At 66.6% G+C, this 17,865-nt stretch carries 16 protein-coding genes and 2 pseudogenes; 3 read left to right on the plus strand and 15 right to left on the minus strand.

Features of this window, described 5'->3' with window-relative positions; genetic code table 11:
• Positions 1-657: TetR/AcrR family transcriptional regulator (locus tag P3W85_RS05190; RefSeq protein WP_276263980.1), on the minus strand; the 657-nt coding region annotated here is incomplete at its 3' end.
• 219 nt (positions 658-876) lie between these two features.
• Here P3W85_RS05190 and P3W85_RS05195 point away from each other — a divergent pair.
• From P3W85_RS05195 to fahA, 3 genes are read left to right on the plus strand one after another with little or no spacing between them, the layout of a single operon-like run.
• On the plus strand, positions 877-2,139 hold the full coding sequence (locus tag P3W85_RS05195; protein WP_276263981.1) for an MFS transporter: 1,263 nt from the start codon (positions 877-879) through the stop codon (positions 2,137-2,139).
• A gap of 44 nt (positions 2,140-2,183) precedes the next feature.
• Entirely contained in the window at positions 2,184-2,990 is an 807-nt protein-coding gene (locus P3W85_RS05200; protein ID WP_017227511.1) for a cyclase family protein, read from the plus strand.
• Positions 2,991-3,004: 14 nt separating this feature from the next.
• The gene (gene fahA, locus P3W85_RS05205; RefSeq protein ID WP_276263982.1) at positions 3,005-4,327 is read left to right on the plus strand and encodes a fumarylacetoacetase; all 1,323 of its coding nucleotides are present in this window, start codon (positions 3,005-3,007) and stop codon (positions 4,325-4,327) included.
• Here the strand turns inward: fahA and P3W85_RS05210 are convergent.
• The 14 genes and pseudogenes from P3W85_RS05210 to P3W85_RS05275 all read right to left on the minus strand — a co-directional run bounded on the left by P3W85_RS05210 (position 4,324) and on the right by P3W85_RS05275 (position 17,851).
• On the minus strand, positions 4,324-5,523 hold the full coding sequence (locus P3W85_RS05210) for a DUF2252 domain-containing protein (protein ID WP_276263983.1): 1,200 nt from the start codon (positions 5,521-5,523) through the stop codon (positions 4,324-4,326). The genes fahA and P3W85_RS05210 overlap by 4 nt on opposite strands.
• 104 nt (positions 5,524-5,627) lie before the next feature.
• Positions 5,628-6,020 carry a cytochrome C oxidase subunit IV family protein gene (locus tag P3W85_RS05215; protein WP_276263984.1) on the minus strand — a complete coding sequence of 131 codons (393 nt, stop codon included), beginning with the start codon at positions 6,018-6,020 and terminating at the stop codon, positions 5,628-5,630.
• 8 nt (positions 6,021-6,028) lie between these two features.
• Positions 6,029-6,712 carry a heme-copper oxidase subunit III family protein gene (locus tag P3W85_RS05220; RefSeq protein ID WP_276263985.1) on the minus strand — a complete coding sequence of 228 codons (684 nt, stop codon included), beginning with the start codon at positions 6,710-6,712 and terminating at the stop codon, positions 6,029-6,031.
• Between the two features lie 33 nt (positions 6,713-6,745).
• Positions 6,746-7,393: a bb3-type cytochrome oxidase subunit III gene (locus P3W85_RS05225; RefSeq protein WP_276263986.1), complete on the minus strand. Its 648-nt coding sequence runs from the start codon at positions 7,391-7,393 to the stop codon at positions 6,746-6,748.
• Positions 7,390-9,147 carry a cytochrome c oxidase subunit I gene (gene ctaD, locus P3W85_RS05230; protein ID WP_276263987.1) on the minus strand — a complete coding sequence of 586 codons (1,758 nt, stop codon included), beginning with the start codon at positions 9,145-9,147 and terminating at the stop codon, positions 7,390-7,392. Before ctaD ends, P3W85_RS05225 begins: the two co-directional genes overlap by 4 nt.
• 39 nt (positions 9,148-9,186) lie before the next feature.
• A complete protein-coding gene (locus P3W85_RS05235; protein ID WP_276263988.1) occupies positions 9,187-10,356 on the minus strand; it encodes a cytochrome c oxidase subunit II in 1,170 nt (389 codons plus the stop codon).
• Positions 10,357-10,673: 317 nt separating this feature from the next.
• Positions 10,674-11,177, minus strand: coding sequence for a hypothetical protein (locus tag P3W85_RS05240; protein ID WP_035809133.1), 504 nt, complete (start codon positions 11,175-11,177; stop codon positions 10,674-10,676).
• 231 nt (positions 11,178-11,408) lie between these two features.
• Positions 11,409-11,624: a hypothetical protein gene (locus P3W85_RS05245; protein WP_276264003.1), complete on the minus strand. Its 216-nt coding sequence runs from the start codon at positions 11,622-11,624 to the stop codon at positions 11,409-11,411.
• Between the two features lie 37 nt (positions 11,625-11,661).
• Entirely contained in the window at positions 11,662-13,209 is a 1,548-nt protein-coding gene (locus P3W85_RS05250) for a UxaA family hydrolase (RefSeq protein ID WP_276263989.1), read from the minus strand.
• A 108-nt stretch (positions 13,210-13,317) separates the two neighbouring features.
• On the minus strand, positions 13,318-14,073 hold the full coding sequence (locus tag P3W85_RS05255; RefSeq protein WP_276263990.1) for an SDR family oxidoreductase: 756 nt from the start codon (positions 14,071-14,073) through the stop codon (positions 13,318-13,320).
• A gap of 45 nt (positions 14,074-14,118) precedes the next feature.
• Positions 14,119-14,643 (minus strand): annotated as a pseudogene (locus P3W85_RS05260) (enolase C-terminal domain-like protein); the annotation flags it as partial.
• 38 nt (positions 14,644-14,681) lie between these two features.
• Positions 14,682-16,085, minus strand: a complete 1,404-nt coding sequence (locus P3W85_RS05265; protein WP_276263992.1) for a TRAP transporter large permease — start codon at positions 16,083-16,085, stop codon at positions 14,682-14,684.
• A 16-nt stretch (positions 16,086-16,101) separates the two neighbouring features.
• Positions 16,102-16,734, minus strand: coding sequence for a TRAP transporter small permease (locus P3W85_RS05270; protein ID WP_276263993.1), 633 nt, complete (start codon positions 16,732-16,734; stop codon positions 16,102-16,104).
• Between the two features lie 170 nt (positions 16,735-16,904).
• Positions 16,905-17,851, minus strand: a pseudogene (locus P3W85_RS05275) (sialic acid TRAP transporter substrate-binding protein SiaP).
• Positions 17,852-17,865: the final 14 nt, after the last annotated feature.

Genomic DNA, 17,865 nt, shown 5'->3' on the forward strand with positions numbered 1-17,865 from the left:
ATCCGGCCCGCCACGAATGCCGGCCGTGATGAAGGCCACCAGGTACCGCGTCTTGCGCACGACATCCCCCGGCCTGCAGGTGCCGTCCGAAATCCGCGCGATGCGGCTGTCGAATACGCTCATGACCAGCGCGCCCACCGCAAACGTATAGGCCCAGTACGCGTACTCCGGTTCCTTGCCGGGCGCCGCCAGCCGGATCGCTTCGATGAACTCCCTGGCGAAGGGATCGAAGTAATCGCGCACGATGCCGCGCTCCGCTTCCTTCGGATCGGACGCTTCCCGGGCAATCAGCTTGGCGTAGGCCACGCCGTCCTCGTCGCTCTGCACGCGCACCATCGGTTCGACAAAGGCCTGGACGATATGCTCCAGCACATCGACACCGGCGACAGCGGGCCGCCGCAGCGCTTCCAGCCGGGCATCCAGGACGTCCTTGCGACGCTCGAACACAGCGCGATAGAGGTTCCGCTTGGTCTCGAAGTGGTAGACGATCAGGGGCAGTCCCACGCTGGCCGCCGCTGCAATATCGCGCATCGACACGCCGTCGAATCCCCCTTCCGCGAACAGCCGCTCCGCGGCCTGGAGCACGCGCTCGCGCTTGGATGCCTCGGGCGCGGCACCAGCCGGTTCACGCGCCGTTTCCTTCCCTGCTTTTTGCACCGCTTTCCCCGCTGTGCGCGGGGGATCGATCACGCCCATCCCGTCTCCCATCTGATGGCCTCGATTGTAACCAAGGCGGATTGCGCGCCCCGGCAGTAACACTTCCGGCAGCCAATTTCGGTGTAAACCCTAGTTTTCGTCAAAACTGAACGAACGTACAGTCAGCCAAAACAAGAGCCATCGACGCGCTTCCCGGCCCCGTCGGAAACAGGAGACACCATGAACCCCTACCCCATGAAGTGGCGCGTGCTAGCCGGCGGCTTCCTCAGCTATATGTTCGATGCCGTGGACATCATCATCCTGGCCATCGCCATGCCGGCCATCATGGTGTCGCTCGAGATCTCGCAAGCGCAGGCCGGCCTGCTGGTCACGGCCACGCTGCTCGGCATCGGCCTGAGCAGCGTGGTCATGGGCCGCTACGCCGACAGCCACGGCCGCCGCAAGGCGCTGCTGCTCTCGCTTGCCGGCTTCGGCGGGCTGACGGTGGCGGTGGCGTTCGCCAGCGACTGGCGCGAGATACTGGTGCTGCGGTTCCTGGCCGGACTCGGGCTCGGCGGCGTGTGGGGCATTGCCGCGGCCTATGTCAACGAGACCTGGCCGCCGGCCCAACGCGGCCGGGCCACCGCCTTCGTGCTGAGTTCCTTTTCCGTCGGCGCCAGCGTGGCGGCGGTGGTGGCCGCTTACCTGCTGCCCGGCCATGGCTGGCGCATGCTGTTCTTTGTCTGCGGCTCGGCGGTGTCCGTCGCCTGGCTCTATGTGTTTTTCCGCGTGCCAGAGTCCGAGGCGTGGCTGCGCCAGCAGCGGCTCGCCGGCAATGCGGGCCAGCCCGCGCCATCGGTGCGGATCGCCGAGCTGTTCGCGCCCGGCCTGGCCCGCAATACCTTGCTGGGAACGGCGGCCTCGGCCTGCGCGCTGACCGCCTACTGGGGCGCCACCACTTGGCTGCCCACCTTCCTGGTGCGCGAGCGGGGCCTGAGCGTGGGCTCGATGGCGGCCTTCGTGGCCGTGCTCAACGCGGGCATGTTCGTTGGCTACAACGTCTTCGGCTATCTCTCCGACCGCATCGGCAAGAAGCGCGCGATCATCCTGTCGCTGGTCGGCACCGGCGTGACCCTGCCCGTCTACGTGCTCGCCAGCGACCGCACCACGCTGCTGCTGCTGGGCCCGGTCTTCGCGTTCTTCATGGCCTTCGCGGGCCTGATCGGCGCCTACTTCGCCGAACTCTTTCCCACCCGGATCCGGGCCACCGGCGCGGGCTTCTGCTTCAACGTCGGCCGCGGCATCTCGGCCTTTTCCCCGCTCGCGCTCGGCTGGATCGCCACCATGGTGGGATTTGCCACCGGCATCGCGCTGTGCGGGCTGTTCTTCCTGCTTGCCGCGCTGGCCGTCGCCTTCCTGCCTGCCACGGGTCCGCATGCGGAATCCGGGCCGCTGCCCGATAGCGACCCCGACCCGCGCGGGCAAGCGGCCAGCGCCAGTTGATGACAGGACCATTCGACAACCCCCGAGCTACGGAGCCTACCCACATGCCTCGCCAACTGATCGACCTGTCGATTTTCCTGGAGAACGATGTCATCTCCGATCCACCCGGCTACGGCCCGGTGATCGAGTACCACGCGCACAAGGCCACCGCGAGCCAGGTCACGCCCTTCTTTCCCGGCCTGGCCGAGGCGGACCTCCCCGACAGCGAAGGCTGGGCGATCGAGCAGGTCCGGCTGAATACCCACAACGGCACGCACCTGGACGCGCCCTACCATTTCCACAGCACCATGAACGAGGCGCTGGGCGAGCGCGAACGCGCCATCACCATCGACGAGGTGCCGCTGGACTGGTGCTTCCAGCCCGGCGTCAAGCTGGATTTCCGTCGCTTCGACGACGGCTACGTGGTGACGGCCGCCGATGTGCAAGCCGAACTCGCGCGCATCGGCCACCAGCTCTCGCCGCTGGAGATCGTGGTGGTGAACACGCGCGCGGGCGAGCGCTACGGCCACGCGGACTATGTTTCGTCCGGCTGCGGCATGGGCTATGAGGCGACCATGTACCTGCTGGAGCGTGGCGTGCGCCTGACGGGCACCGACGCCTGGAGCTGGGATGCGCCCTTCGTGCATACCGCGCGCAAGTACCAGGAAACCGGCGATGCCTCGCTGATCTGGGAAGGGCACAAGGCCGGCCGCCATATCGGCTATTGCCACCTCGAGAAGCTGCACAACCTGGAGGCCCTGCCGCCGCATGGATTCTATGTATCCTGCTTCCCGCACAAGATCCGCGGCGCCTCGGCGGGCTGGACCCGCGCGGTGGCCATCATCGATACGGCCCTGAACGCATCGCGATAGAAGGAGCGCCGATCATGGAAGCGGAACTGAACCACACCCACGACGCCGCGCGCCAGAGCTGGCTGCCCGCGGCCAGCGCCGCCGGCACGGCATTCCCGCTGCAGAACCTGCCCTATGCCGTGTTCAGGCGCAAGGACAGCACCGAACCCTTTCGCGGCGGCGTGGCCATCGGCGACCAGATCGTCGACCTCGCGGCCTTGCGCGAGGCCGGCTGCCTGCATGGACTGGCAGCGGACGCCGCCACGGCAGCCGCCGGCCAGACCCTGAACGCGTTCTTCGAGATGGGGCCACCGGCCTGGCGTGTGCTGCGGCATGCCCTGTTCGGCCTGCTGGAACGCGGTAGCCCGCATGAGGCCATGGTGCGGCCATGCCTGCTGCCGCAGGCCCTGGCGGAGTACGCCGTGCCCACGCGCATCGGCGACTACACCGACTTCTACACCTCGCTCGATCATGCGGTGAACTGCAGCAAGCCGCTCGGCCTTGCCGTCACGCCCAACTTCGACTGGCTGCCGATCGCTTACCACGGGCGCGCATCGTCGATTGGAGTCAGCGGCCAGGCGGTGCGGCGCCCGGTGGGCCAGTATCGGGTCGAAGGCGTTGCGCATCCGGTAGCCGGCCCTTGCCAGCGGCTGGACTACGAACTGGAACTCGGCATCTTCATCGGCACCGGCAATGCGCAAGGCACGCCCATCGACATCGCGCAGGCACAGCGCCATGTGTTCGGCATCTGCCTGCTCAACGACTGGTCGGCGCGCGACATACAGGGTTGGGAGATGCAGCCGCTGGGCCCGTTCCAGTCCAAGAACTTCGCCACCACGATCTCGCCGTGGATCGTCACGCTGGAGGCCCTGCTGCCCTACCGCCAGCCGTGGCGGCGCGCCGCCGGCAGGCCGCTGCCCCTGCCCTACCTGGATGCGCCCGGGAACGATGCCGCGGGCGCCTTCGACATCCGGCTGGAAGTCGCGGTACAAAGCGCGAGCCGCGCGGCACGGGGATTGCCCGCCGCCACGCTGACCCGTACCAGCTTCCGGCACCAGTACTGGAGCATCGCGCAGATGATCGCCCATCACACCGTGGGCGGCTGCAATCTGCAGGCGGGCGATTTACTGGGCAGTGGCACGATCTCGGGGCCGACCCCGGGCGAAGCCGGCGCCCTGATCGAGCTGACCGTCGCCGGCACGCAGCCGGTCGATATCGGCGCGGGGGAAATGCGTGGTTTCCTGGAAGACGGCGACAGCGTGATCTTCAGCGGCTGGTGCGAACGGGCCGGGTATGCGCGCATTGGCTTTGGCACCAATCACGGCAAGATACTGCCCGCCCGGCACGTCGGCGCTTAGGCCTTCTGCCTGCGGGCTTTGCGGTAGTCCTGCGCGAAGTCCTTCCACTGCGCCTGCGCCACCTCGCAGCCATGGTGGGCCAGCCGCAGCACCGGTGCGCGCCAGCGGCTGCCCGCGGCAAAGTCCTGCAGCTGCTCGATGCGGTCGGCGGCTTGGTGCCCGCAGCCGCGCAGATGCGCCCAGGCGGCGGCGCGAGCCATGGTAAGCAGCACCTCGCGCAGGTCGTCGCGGTCCGTGTGCGGGCCGATGTCGACCCGGTCGGCCGTGGGCTGCAGGCTCTTGACCAGGTAGGAGGCGTCCTCCATCGTCACTGCCGTCAGCAGCGCCGGCGAAGCTGCCTGCATGGCATGCTGGATATGCACCACGCGAGCCGCCTCGGTACCCCAGCGCGGCTGCGTGCGCTGCGGCAGCACATCCCACGCGCTGGGCGCGGCGCGCTTGATATCGACCAGCCGCTGGGCCGCGGGATCGCTGTCCGCATGGGCAAGCACCACATAGCGCTCCAGCCCCAGGCTGCCCATGCCGGCCACCCGGCGAGCCACGTCGTCCAGCACCAGTTTGCCGTGCTGCGACTGCCGCGAGAATTCGCGCAGGACGGCCGTGGCGCGCTTGCGCTGGCCGGCTTCGCGCGCCAGGGCGTGGCGGCCATCGACCAGCAGGCGGCGCTCCCCGCCACGCCGCACGGTACGCTCGGCCAGCAACTGCCCGCGGCGGCGGCGCCGGACGCGGCGCAGCAAGGTGGCAACCATGCCGCGCGCGGTGGCGCGCTCCACCCAGCGCGGCTTGCCGCCTGCCAGCACCGCCGCATAGGTATCGAGCATAAGGTGGCAGGCATCGTGCGCGTCGGCATCCGACAGGCCTAGCTGCGGCGCCGCGATCAGCAGGCTGGACAGCAGGCGCACCAGGTCCACCGTGAGCGGTGCGACCAGCGCGTCGTCGAAATCGTTGAGATCGAAATAGACCAGGCCGTTGTCGCCCTTGAAGCTGCCCAGGTTCTCCAGGTGCAGGTCGCCGCAGACATAGGTGGTCGGCGCTTCGAGCAAGGCCGCTTCCCCGCGCATGGAGGCCGCATAGAGGTGGTTGGTGCCGCGCAGGAAGGCAAAGGGATCGGCGGCGATTGCCGCCAGCTTGCGCGTGAGCCGCTCGGGATCGCGGCCTTGGTTGTAGATCAGGATGGCTTCCGTGGCGGGATGCATGGTTTCCTCGGTTGGACCGGCAATCCGCTGAGTGTACCCGGCCAGCCGGCACATGCAAACCGCAGCCGCCACCAGGCCGCAGCTTCAGCGCGCGAAAGGCCTGCTCAACGGAAGAAGATGCCGCGCAGGAGGAAGGTGTAGTCCGCCTCGGTTGCCATCAGGCCCACCAGCACCAGCAGGCATAGCGGCGGCACCAGGATGGCACAGATCAGGGCCATCCGTTCCCACGCCATATGCATGAAGACGCCCACGATCAGGCCCGCCTTCATCACCATGAAAAGCAGGATCAGGGTCCAGCGCAGATAGCCCTGGAAATGGAAATAGTCCACCAGGTAGGACAGCGTGGACAGCACGAACAACAGCCCCCAGATCTTCAGGTAGAGGCCGATCGGGTGCTGTTGCCCGTGCTGCTCCCCGTGCGCCGCGGGAGCCGGGGGAGCAGCGGGAGCCGCCGGCGCAAGGCCCGGCACATCTGGAGATGGTGTCGACGAAGCCATGGCGTGCCTCACCAGAGATAGAACAGTGCAAAGATGAAAACCCAGACCAGGTCCACGAAGTGCCAGTACAAGCCGGCGATCTCCACGATCTGGTAGTTGCCCGTGCGATCGTAGCGGCCACGCAGCACCTTGGTGGCCACCACCAGCAGGTAGATCACGCCGCAGCTCACATGCAGGCCGTGGAAGCCGGTAATCATGAAGAAGCTGGAGCCGAACTGCGCCGCCCCCATGGGGTTGCCCCAGGGGCGCACGCCCTCGGTGACGATCAGTTTGGTCCACTCGAAAGCCTGCATGCTGACAAAGGAGACGCCGAACAGGGCGGTGGCGAACATCAGGCTGGCGCATTTCACGCGGTCCCGCCGATAGGCGAAATTGACCGCCATGGCCATCGTGCCGCTGCTGCTGATCAGCACGAAGGTCATGATGGCGATCAGCAGCAATGGCACGTCGGTGCTACCGATCCGCAGCCCGAACACTTCGCTCGGATTCGGCCACGGCGCCGTGTTCGCGATCCTGACCGACATGTAGCCGGTCAGGAAGCAACTGAAGATGAAAGTGTCGGACACCAGGAAGATCCACATCATGGCCTTGCCCCACGACACCTTGAAGGCCTGCTGGTCGGACGACCAGTCGGCCACCAGGCCGCGCCAGCCGGAGACCGCCGGGGTCGATGGAGTGGATTGCGATGACATCGGCGCCCTCCTTCGAGGATGAGCCTGGCCGCGTTAGCCGCGGCCGCAGATAAAGCGGACGAACTCCGGCGTGAGCCAGCCCAGCGCAGCCAGCAGTGCCACCCACACGGCCAGCAGGAAGTGCCAGTAGCGGGCGCACAGCGTGATGCGCAGCGTGCTGCCCACGCTACCGGGCGCGGCGCGCATGGCCACCGCCCAGCCAACCAGCCCACCCAGCACGTGCAGGCCATGCATCGCGGTCAACAGGTAGAAGAAACTGCCGGCCGGATTGTTGGCCGGCACCACATGGATGGCGAGCAATGCCTGCCACGCCCACAGTTGCGAGGAGACGAAGGCCGCTGCGGCCAGTCCGCCCAGGCGCAGGGCGCGATGCGCCCGCTGGAAGCGCCCCGCGCGGGAGGCCCGCGCCGCCGCCAGCATCACCCCGCTGCCCGCCGCAAGCAGCGCGGTGGACAGCCATACCTGCCAAGGCAGCGCGACGGCATGCCAGTCCGGCGAGTCCATGCGCATGGCGTAGGCCGTGAGAAACAGCGCGAACAGCGAGCTCACCACGCCCATGAACGCCCACAGGCCGATGCTGGCGGGCGCCGGGCCCGCCTTCTGGCGGCCCGCATCGCCAGGGCCGGGGCCGCCGCGGCGTTCGTCGCCGCCGCTGACGCGATAGACCAGGTTCGGGTTCATGCCACGGCTCCACGACGCTCATGCGGCTCGGGCTCGGCGCCGCCAGCCTCGGGCGGCGCGTTCTGCGCGATGAAATCCTCGCTCGCGCCCGGCACGCTGTAGGCGTAGGCCCAGCGATGCACCACCGGCTGCTCCGGGCCCCAGTTGCCGTGCACGGGCGGCGTCTGTGGCGTCTGCCACTCCAGCGACGCCGCGCGCCACGGGTTGGCGCCCGCTGCCTTGCCACGCCACAGGCTCCACACCAGGTTGAAGACAAAGATCAGTTGCGCCGCCGCTACGACAAAGGCCGCTACGGAGATATAGGCATTCAGCGTATGCGCCGACTCCGGTATGAAGGCATAGTTGTCGTAGGCGTAATAGCGCCGCGGCATGCCGAGGATGCCGAGATAGTGCATGGGAAAGAAGATGGCATAGGTACCGACGAAGGTCACCCAGAAATGCACCCTGCCAAGCGCGTCGTTGAGCATGCGGCCAGTGACCTTGGGGTACCAGTGATAGATGCCGCCGAACACCACCAGGATCGGCGACACGCCCATCACCATATGAAAATGCGCAACCACGAAGTACGTGTTGGAAAGCGGGATATCCACGCTCACATTACCCAGGAACAGCCCGGTCAGCCCGCCGATCACGAAGGTGCTGATAAAGGCGATGGCGAACAGCATCGGCACCGAGAGATGGATGTCGCCGCGCCACAGCGTGATGACCCAGTTATAGACCTTGATGGCGGTGGGAATCGCGATGATCAGCGTGGTGGTGGCGAAGAAGAAGCCGAAGTAGGGGTTCATCCCGCTCACGAACATATGGTGTGCCCACACCACGACCGACAGCACGCCGATGGCGAGGATGGCCCACACCATGGTGCGGTAGCCGAAAATGCTCTTGCGCGAATGCACGCTGACCAGGTCGGAGACGATGCCGAAGGCCGGCAAGGCGACGATATACACCTCGGGATGGCCGAAGAACCAGAACAGGTGCTGGAACAGCAGCGGGCTACCGCCCTTGTAGTTGAGCTGCTGGCCCAGCGACACGATGGCCGGCATGAAAAAGCTGGTGCCCAGCGTACGGTCGAGCAGCATCATCACGCCGGACACGAACAGCGCGGGAAACGCCAGCAGCGCCAGGATGGTGGCCATGAAGATGCCCCACACGGACAGCGGCATGCGCATCAGGGTCATGCCTTCGGTGCGGGCCTGCAGAACCGTGGTGACATAGTTGAGCCCCCCCATGGTGGCCGCCACGATAAAGATCAGCAGCGACACCAGCATCAGGATGATGCCCCACTCGTAGCCTGGCGTCCCCCTCAGGATGGCTTGCGGCGGGTAGAGCGTCCAGCCGGCGCCGGTGGGTCCTCCCGGCACGAAGAAGCTCGACAGCAGCACGATCACCGACAACAGGTAGACCCAGAAGCTCAGCATATTGAGGAACGGGAACACCATGTCGCGCGCGCCCACCATCAGCGGGATCAGGTAGTTGCCGAAGCCGCCGAGGAAAAGCGCGGTGAGCAGGTAGATCACCATGATCATGCCGTGCATGGTGACAAACTGGTAATAGCGGTTGGCGTCGATGAAATCGAACTTCCCAGGGAATCCCAGCTGCAAGCGCATCAGGTTGGAGAGCGCGACGCCCACCAACCCCACCACGATGGCGACAATGGTGTATTGCACCGCGATGACCTTGTGGTCCTGGCTCCAGATATAGCGGGTCCAGAAGCTGGCCGGGCCATGATGGGCGGCGTCGTCGGCGTATGCCATTGCAATCCCTCCTGATGCCTGATGCCTGATGCCTGATACTTATTTCGCGGCCGAGCCCGCCTGCGTTGCCGCGGCGTCCGCCCCGTTGGCGCGGATGTAGGCGATGAGGGCGCCGACCTCCGCCTCGCTCAACGGGATTCTCGGCATGAGCGGGCCGAACCCCTTGACCAACCGCACGTGCGGTTCGGTCATTTCGGCCTTGAGGTAGGCATCGTCGACTTTCGCGGTGCTGCCGTCGGCGAACGTTTCGGTGCGGCCATACAGGCCCTTCCAGCTCGGCCCCACGCCGGCGGTGCCGTCGATGCTGTGGCAGCCCACGCAGCCCTTGCTCTGGGCCAGGGCGCGGCCTTGCGTCGCCAGCGTGTCCGCGCCGGCGGGTGCGCCGGCCACCCCTGCGGCAGCCGCCGGCGCGGGCGTCTTCAGCATGGTCAGCGCAAAAGTGGGCTGGCGGGCCAGCCATGCCCGGAAGGCGGCCTCGTCCTCCACCACCACATGGCCCCGCATGTTGTAATGGCCCACCCCGCAGAGTTGCGCACACAGGATCTCGAAGGTACCCGCCTTGGTCGGCGTGAACCAGAACGAGGTCACCATGCCCGGCACCATGTTCATGCGGGCGCGGAACGGCGGCACGTAGAAGTCGTGCAGCACGTCCTTGGAGCGCAGCAGCACCTTGACCGGACGGTTCAGCGGCAGGTGCACCTCATTGCCGACAACGATGATGTCATCCTGCCCGCGTGGATCGTCCGGATTCACGCCAAGCGGGTTGGCCGGCGTGACAAAGCGTGCATCCGACGTGCCAAGCTGGCCACCCTGGCCGGGAAAGCGGAAGGCCCACTGCCACTGCTGGCCCACCACCTCCAGCACCATGGCATTGGCAGGCGCGTGCACGTATTCGGCATAGACGAACAGCCCCGGCGCCAGCAGGGCAATCACGCCGAGCGTGGTCCCGCCGATCAGCCACAGCTCCAGCTTGCTGTTTTCCGGCTGGTAGCCCGCGCGCATGCCGTCGCGATGGCGGAAGCGCCAGACGATATAGCCGACGAACAGGTTGATGACGATGAAGAAGACACCGGTGATGACCAGGGTGATGGTCAGCGTGTCGTCCATCTGCTTCCAGTTGGAAGCAAGCGGCGTCGCCCACCACGGGCTCACGAAATGGAAGAGCACCGAGGCTACGACGATGATCACGAGTGCGATGGCTAGCGCCATACCCCCCTCCCCCTTGCGCTCCGGAAGGCAGCCAACTCCACGCAAGGCTGTGTTAAGACTAGTGCATGCGGTCCGCCCACTGCAAGGCGCCCCTGACAACGCTTTGCGTGCTGCGGCACACGAACGGGCGGCATGCCCGCCGGCATCCGTCAAAGAAAAAGCGGCGGCAAAAGCCCTGGCTTTCGTCCGCCGCTACCGGCCCGCGCGGCCCGTGTAATGGCAAGCGGGTCTAAACCAGCCCACCGCAGGCTATCGGAGATTGGATGCGCTGCGGTGCGTGATGACTGCCCTGAACATTGACGCGATGGTTGGCGTGCTCAGTGAGATACATCCTTGCTTTCCAGCTTCCAGTACGCAATGGCCGCGGTCATGCCGAAGATCAGGTGGCCGGCCATGGTGTGCCAGCCGCGCGCATCGGCAAACCAGGTGAAGAAGCGGGTCATGCCATAGAAATTCAGCAGGTACACCGCCAGGCCGAACACGGCGCCGGTCAGCAGCACCATGCCCACGCTGGAATCCAGATGGAACGGCGCGATGATGGCCCCCAATATCATGCCGAGCACCGCGCCCAGCACGAAGTGGATCACCAGCGCGGCAGCCACGGTTCCCACGCTGAACAACGAAGTCTGCAGTACGTCCTGCCCCATCAGGATTGCCGCGATCATCCGCGTCGTGCCCCATGGACTGACACCTGCCACCATCGTCGACCAGAACAGCTCGATCACCATCAATAGCGCGCCGGCTGCCAGCCCTGACACCGCTGCCGCGGTCCAGTCTGGCATGCGGCGCACATAGTGGTGCGATTGCATGTGAAGTTCCATAGCCACCTCCGGATATGCTGATTTTCTGCAGGTTCGCTGCAGCCTGGCTGCAAGGCGACGCCGTGACTTGAGCACGGATCGGGACCTGCGTATCTGCACAGCATAGGACACGCCGGCCTGGTCGTTGGACCGCACACGCGCAAAAAAGTGCGCATGGTGGACACGGCGCAACGTTGCCCAACGCACCAGGAAAGCGCGTGTGACAGGGTCGGTACTTCGCGCCGGATGCGCTCAGGCGCCGGCCGATTTCCCGCCCTCATGGCCATTGCCCGCTACCGCCTGGACCGTGTCCAGGACACCGCGCTCCCGAAACACGCGCGTGTGCGTTGCAAGGCCGTTGAGGGCGGCGTCGCCGATGCCCCTCAGGCCCTCATCGGTCTCGATCTTCAGCGTCACGAAGTTGCGCCCCGGGGAACACACGATGACGCGCGCGGCGATGATCCTCATGCTGCCCCCTCGGTTTATTGAATGATGCGTGCCTGCCTTACATGACCGCGCCGAGCGACCACGGCACGAACTCGCTCTGCCCGTAGCCGTGCCTCTCGCTTTTGGTCTTGCGCCCCGAGGCGGTCTCCAGCATCAGCCGGAATATCTCCGCGCCCTTGCCGGCAACGCTGGCGCCGCCCTCGACGATGTCGCCGCAGTTGATATCGATATCCTCCGACTGCCGTTGCCACAGCGCATTGTTGGTGGCCAGCTTGAGCGAGGGCGACGGTGCGCAGCCATAGGCCGAGCCGCGGCCGGTGGTGAAGCAGATCAGGTTGGCGCCGCCCGCCACCTGGCCCGTGGCCGAAACCGGGTCGTAGCCCGGCGTATCCATGAAGACCAGGCCGCGCGCGCGCACCGGCTGCGCGAACTCGTAGACCTCCACCAGGTTGGTGGTGCCGCTCTTGGCCACCGCGCCGAGCGACTTCTCCAGGATGGTGGTGAGCCCGCCGGCCTTGTTGCCCGCCGAGGGATTGTTGTCCATGCTGCCGTGGTTGCGCGCGCAATAGTCCTCCCACCAACGAATGCGTGCCAGCAGGCGTTCAGCCACCGCTGGCGAGGCCGCGCGGCGGGTCAGCAGGTGCTCCGCGCCGTAGATCTCGGGCGTCTCCGACAGGATGGCCGCACCGCCGTGACGCACCAGCAGATCCACGGCGGCGCCCAGCGCGGGGTTGGCGGTGAGGCCGGAGTAGCCGTCCGAGCCACCGCATTGCAGGCCCACGGTCAGGTGGCTGGCCGGCACCGCCTGCCGTTGCACGCGGTTGGCATCGGCAAGCAAGGCCTGCACGATGGCAACGCCTCGGGCCACCGCGCTCGCGGTGCCGCCGGTATCCTGGATATTGAACGCGTGCAGGCGCGGGCCGGCGGCCATGCCGGTCAACTGTGCCTCCGCCAGCAGGCCGTCGATCTGGTTCGCCTCGCAGCCCAGGCCCACCACCAGTGCGGCGGCAAAGTTCGGATGGCGCGCATAGCCCGCCAGCGTGCGCCGCAACACGCGCAGGTTCTCGCCTTCGCTATCGGTGGCGCAGCCCGCGCCGTGCGTAAGCGCCACCACGCCATCCACGTTCGGATAGGCGGCCAGCACCTCCGGGCGCAGTTCGCGGCGGAAGTGATCGGCGATGGCGCGCGCCACCGTGGCCGAGCAGTTCACCGAGGTCAGGATGCCGATGTAGTTGCGCGTGGCGACGCTGCCATCGGCACGCACGATGCCATCGAAGCTGGCGGGCATGTCGACGTATTCCGTGGCCTGCGCGTCGGCACCGGCGGCATGCTCGCGCGCGAAATCGCCCATTGCCAGGTTGTGGGTATGCACGTGCTGGCCGGGCGCGATCGGCTGGCGCGCAAAGCCGATGACCTGGTTGTAGCGCCGCACCGGCTCGCCCGCGCCGATGGCGCGCACCGCGAGCTTGTGCCCGGGCGGCACCAGGCTGGCCACGGTGATGCCTTCGGCCGCAATGACGGTGCCCGGGACCAGTTGCCGGCAGGCAATCACGATATCGTCGGCGGGATGGATGCGGATGACGGCGGGGACATTGGCGGCAGGCATGCTGGCTCCCAAAAGGTGGCGGACGTCGCAAACGAGGGGTGGACCCGAGGGCCCGAGGGCTCGAGGGCTCGACAGCCCAATGACCCGATGGCCCGATAAGGCGCCGCCTCAGTTCGACCAGCCGCCGTCGATCACCTGCGCCGTGCCGGTGGTGAATGCCGATTCGTCCGAGCCGAGGTACACCGCCAGCGCGGCAATCTCCGCCGCGCTGCCGATCCTCCCCATCGGCTGGCGCGCCACAAAAGCGGCCTCGACCTCCGCCAGCGTCTTGCCGCCGGCGCGGGCCTGGTCAGCAATGCGCTGGCGCAGCGATGGCGACTCGACGGTGCCCGGACAGATCGCGTTGCAGCGGATGCCGTGGCCGATATAGTCCGCCGCCACCGACTTGGTCTTGCCGATCACCGCCGCCTTGGTGGCGCCGTAGACGAAGCGGTTGGGCGCGCCCTTGATGCTGCCCGCCACCGAAGCCATATTGACAATCGAGCCGCGCCGCCGCTCGATCATGGCGGGCAGGAAGGCCCGCATCATGCCGTACATGGCGCGCACGTTCAGGTTGATCGAGAAATCGAAGGCGGTCTCGTCGCACTCGAGCAGGGTGCCGTGGTGCACGAAGCCCGCACCGTTGAAGAGAATGTCGAGCGCGCCGGCCTGCGATGCCGCCGCGCGCACCGCGGCGGCATCGGTCACATCCAGCCGCAGCGCAGTGCAGCCAGGCTGGCCCGCCAGCCCGGCCAGCGCGGCCTCGTCGATGTCGGCGGCGATCACGCGCGCGCCTTCGCGCAGATAGGCTTCGGCGGTGGCGCGGCCTATGCCCTGCCCGGCTGCGGTCACCAGGGCGAGCTTGCCGGCGAGTCGTTGCGTCATCTGTCGTTCTCCATGGAGGATTCCGGCTGGCAGCCGGGTTGATCGTCAGGAAACCAGCGCGCGCGCCACCGTACGGCGCCCGATCGCGGCCCAATCCCATTCGATACCAAGCCCGGGCACATCCGGGGCAATGGCATGGCCGGCCTCGATGCGCACGCGGCTGGCGGCGATATCGTCGAGCTGCGGGATGTACTCCACCCACCTCGCGTTCGGCACCGCAGCGCACAGCGAGACATGCAACTCCATCAGGAAGTGCGGGCAGATCGCCATATTGTGGGCTTCGGCCAGGTGCGCAACCTTGAGCCAGGGCGTGATGCCGCCAATGCGCGCCACGTCGGTCTGCACGATGCCGCAGGCGCCCTGGCGCACATACTCGGCAAACTGGCCGGGCGAGTACAGCGACTCTCCCACCGCGATGGGCACGGAGGTGGAGGCGGCCACCCGCACATGGCCGGTGATATCGTCGGCCGGCAGCGGTTCCTCGAGCCAGGCGATGCCCAGTTCCGCGTAGTGCGGCGCGCGCCGGATCGCATCGGAACGCGGCACCTGGGGCGGCAGGTCGACCTGGAGCAGTTCGACCTGGACCACCGTGGTGGCGGTGGCGGCGCTCATTTGCTGCCGACCAGGTTAGGCAGCCACAACGTGATCTGCGGCACGTAGGTAATGGCGATCAGCGTCAGGAACAGCGGCACCAGCCACGGCAGGATGGCCACCGTGGTGCGCTCCACCGACAGCTTGGCCACGCGCGCCAGCACGAACAGCACCATGCCCAGCGGCGGGTGCAGCAGGCCGATCATCAGGTTGAGCGTCATCACCAGCCCGAAGTGGATCGGGTCGATGCCAAGCTTGAGCACGATCGGCAGCAGGATGGGGACCAGGATGGTGATCGCCGCCGTCGTGTCGATAAAACAGCCCACGATCAGGATCAGCACGTTGGCCAGCAGCAGGAACACCCACTTGCTGTGGGTGAAACCGAGAATGGCACCGGTCAGCATCTGCGCCGCCTGGCTGGTGGTCAGCAGCCAGGCGAAGATCGATGCCGCGGTGACGATGAACAGTACGGACGCGGTGGTCTCGATGGTGTCGAGCGTGGCCTTGGCGAGCGAGCGCAAGGTCATCGAGCGGTAGCGCACCAGCCCGAGGAACAGCGCCCAGATCACCGCCGCCACGGCGGCTTCCGTGGGCGTGAACCAGCCCAGCGTCATGCCGCCGATCAGGATCACCGGCGCCATCAGCGCCATCACCGCGGAGAAGTCGAAGTACCAGTCCAGCGCCAGCAGCACCGCCAGCGCGATCAGCGCGGCCATGTTGGTGGACATGCCAAAGCGCGTCATCAGCCAGATCGCCAGCGGAAACGCCAGCACCACCGCCACTTCGATGCTGGCCTGGCCGAGCCGTTTCCAGGAGAACGCCGTGTCGCTGCCCCAGCCGCGCCGGTGGGCAAACCACGCCACCGTGCCCATCATGAACAGGGTCAGCACCAGGCCCGGCACGATGCCCGCCAGGAACAGCGAGCCGATCGACACATTGGCCATCATGCCGTAGATCACGAACGGCAGCGACGGCGGGATGATGGGCCCCAGCGTGGCCGAGGCGGCGGTCACGCCGACCGCGAACTCGGTCTCGTAGCCGTGATCCTTCATGGCCTTGATCTCGATGGTGCCAAGACCCGCCGCGTCCGCGATCGCGGTGCCGGACATGCCCGAGAAGATCACCGAGCCGATGATGTTCACGTGGCCGAGGCCGCCGCGCATCCAGCCCACCAGCGCCACCGCGAAGTTATAGATGCGCCCGGTGATGCCGGCCACGTTCATCAGGTTGCCGGCCAGGATGAAGAAAGGCACCGCCAGCAACGGGAAGCTTTCCACGCCGGCGATCATGCGCTGCGCCAGGATCACGTCCGGCACGGTGCCGGAGGTCCAGATATACAGTAGCGAAGCCACCGCCATCGCAATGGCCACGGGCAAGCCCACCAGCATCAGCAGCAGGAAGGAAGCAATCAGGATCCACATAACGGTGCACTCCCGGTCAGTCGCCGCTGGCCTCGAACGCTTCGGGGCGCTCCAGGATGGAATAGCCTTGCCGCCAGTTCTGCCAGGCCACCTGGCAGGAACGCAGGCACATCAGGACAAAGCCCGCCAGCACCAGGTAATAGACCCAGTCCTTGTTCCACTCGATGGTGGTCATCGGCTCGTCGCCCACCACCAGGATGTAGCGCCAGACCAGCCAGGCCGCGTAGCCCAGGAACGCTGTGCGCACGATATCCACGAATGCCGACAGCACGCGTGCCGGCGCGTGCGGCAGGTAGCGGTAGAGCAGGTCCACCTGGATATGCCGGCTCTTGCGCACGCACATGGCCGCGCCGAGGAAGACCACGCCGATCAGGCAATACGTCGCCAGCTCTTCGGTCCAGGCGAGCGAGTCGTTCATCACGTAGCGGGTGAAGAACTGCAGGAAGACCAGCACCGTCATCAGCCAGAACAGGCCGAGCGTGATCCAGTCCTCCGCGGCGTAGCCCGTCAGGTCCGCCGGCCGGGTATCCGCTTCCTCGAAGCTGTGCACCAGTTCTTCGACGCAAGCCAGATGCGGCGGACTGTGTGGGGCCTCGCCGGGGGCGGCCTGCGCAGGCAGGTCCTCGGAGAGCCGGGAACGCATTTCCATGGTGTTACTCCGCTAATTGACTGTTCTCGAACCAGCCAGCGTGCCAAACCCCGCAAGGGTGGTGCCCCCTCCCGCTTGCGGGAGGGGCAGCGGCAACCGTCGGGCACTTCAATCGGTACAGGCACGCCCTGCCAGCTTCGTCCGGCGCCTTGGGCAACACATCACGCCCTTCACTTCACCGCCTGGATCCTGTCCCAGTCCGCCTTGCGGTAACCCTGCGATTCGAAGCTCACGTTCTTCAGCACCGCCTCGCGGTACTCCGGCACGCTGATCTCCGTCACGGTCAGGCCCTTCTGCCTGAACACCGCCACCAGCTCCTTCTCGCGCGCCACCACGTCGGCGGTGGCGCGCACGGCGGCTTCCTGCGCGACTTCGGTGAACATCCTGCGGTCATCCTCGGATAGCTTCTTCCACAGGCCGCCCGAGATCACGGTGTTGAGGTGATCGACGATATGGCCCGTCAATACGATGTTCTTCTGCACCTCGTAGAATTTCTTGGCTTCGATGGTGGTCAGCGGATTCTCCTGCGCTTCCACGGTGCCGTTCTGCAATGCCAGGTACACCTCGGCGAAGGCAATCGGCGAGGTATTGACGCCGCAGGCGCGCGGCATGGCCAGGTAGGCTGGCACATCCGGCACGCGCATCTTCAACCCCTTCATTTCGCCGCAATGCGCGAAGGGCTTGTTGGAGGTGGACTGGCGCGTGCCGTAGTAGGTGGTGGCAACGATGTGGTTGCCCGATCGTAGCCGCGCGTCAGTTCCCTGTAGATATCGCTCCTGGTGTAGGCCAGCAGGTGGTTCGCGTCGCGGAAGGTGTAGGGGTAGTAGGCCACGCCGATGCGCGGGAACGATTTGGCCGCGAAGCTCGACCCGGAGATGATGATATCGACCGAACCCAGCGCAAGGCCCTGGTTGATGTCGTTCTCCTTGCCCAGCTGCGAGGCGGGAAATACATCGATCTGGTACCTGCCGTTGCTGCGTTTGCGGATCTCCTCCGCGGCCCACACCGACCATTTGTGGAAAGGCTCCGAGGTCTCATATACGTGCGCCCACTTGAGCCTGGTCTGGGCCGGCGCGTTGCCGCAGGCCAGGCTGGCCATGCAGGCTGCCAGCACCATGGCCGCCGGCAGCA

This window comes from Cupriavidus basilensis (genome assembly GCF_029335485.1).
Classification (GTDB): Bacteria; Pseudomonadota; Gammaproteobacteria; order Burkholderiales; family Burkholderiaceae; genus Cupriavidus; species Cupriavidus basilensis_E.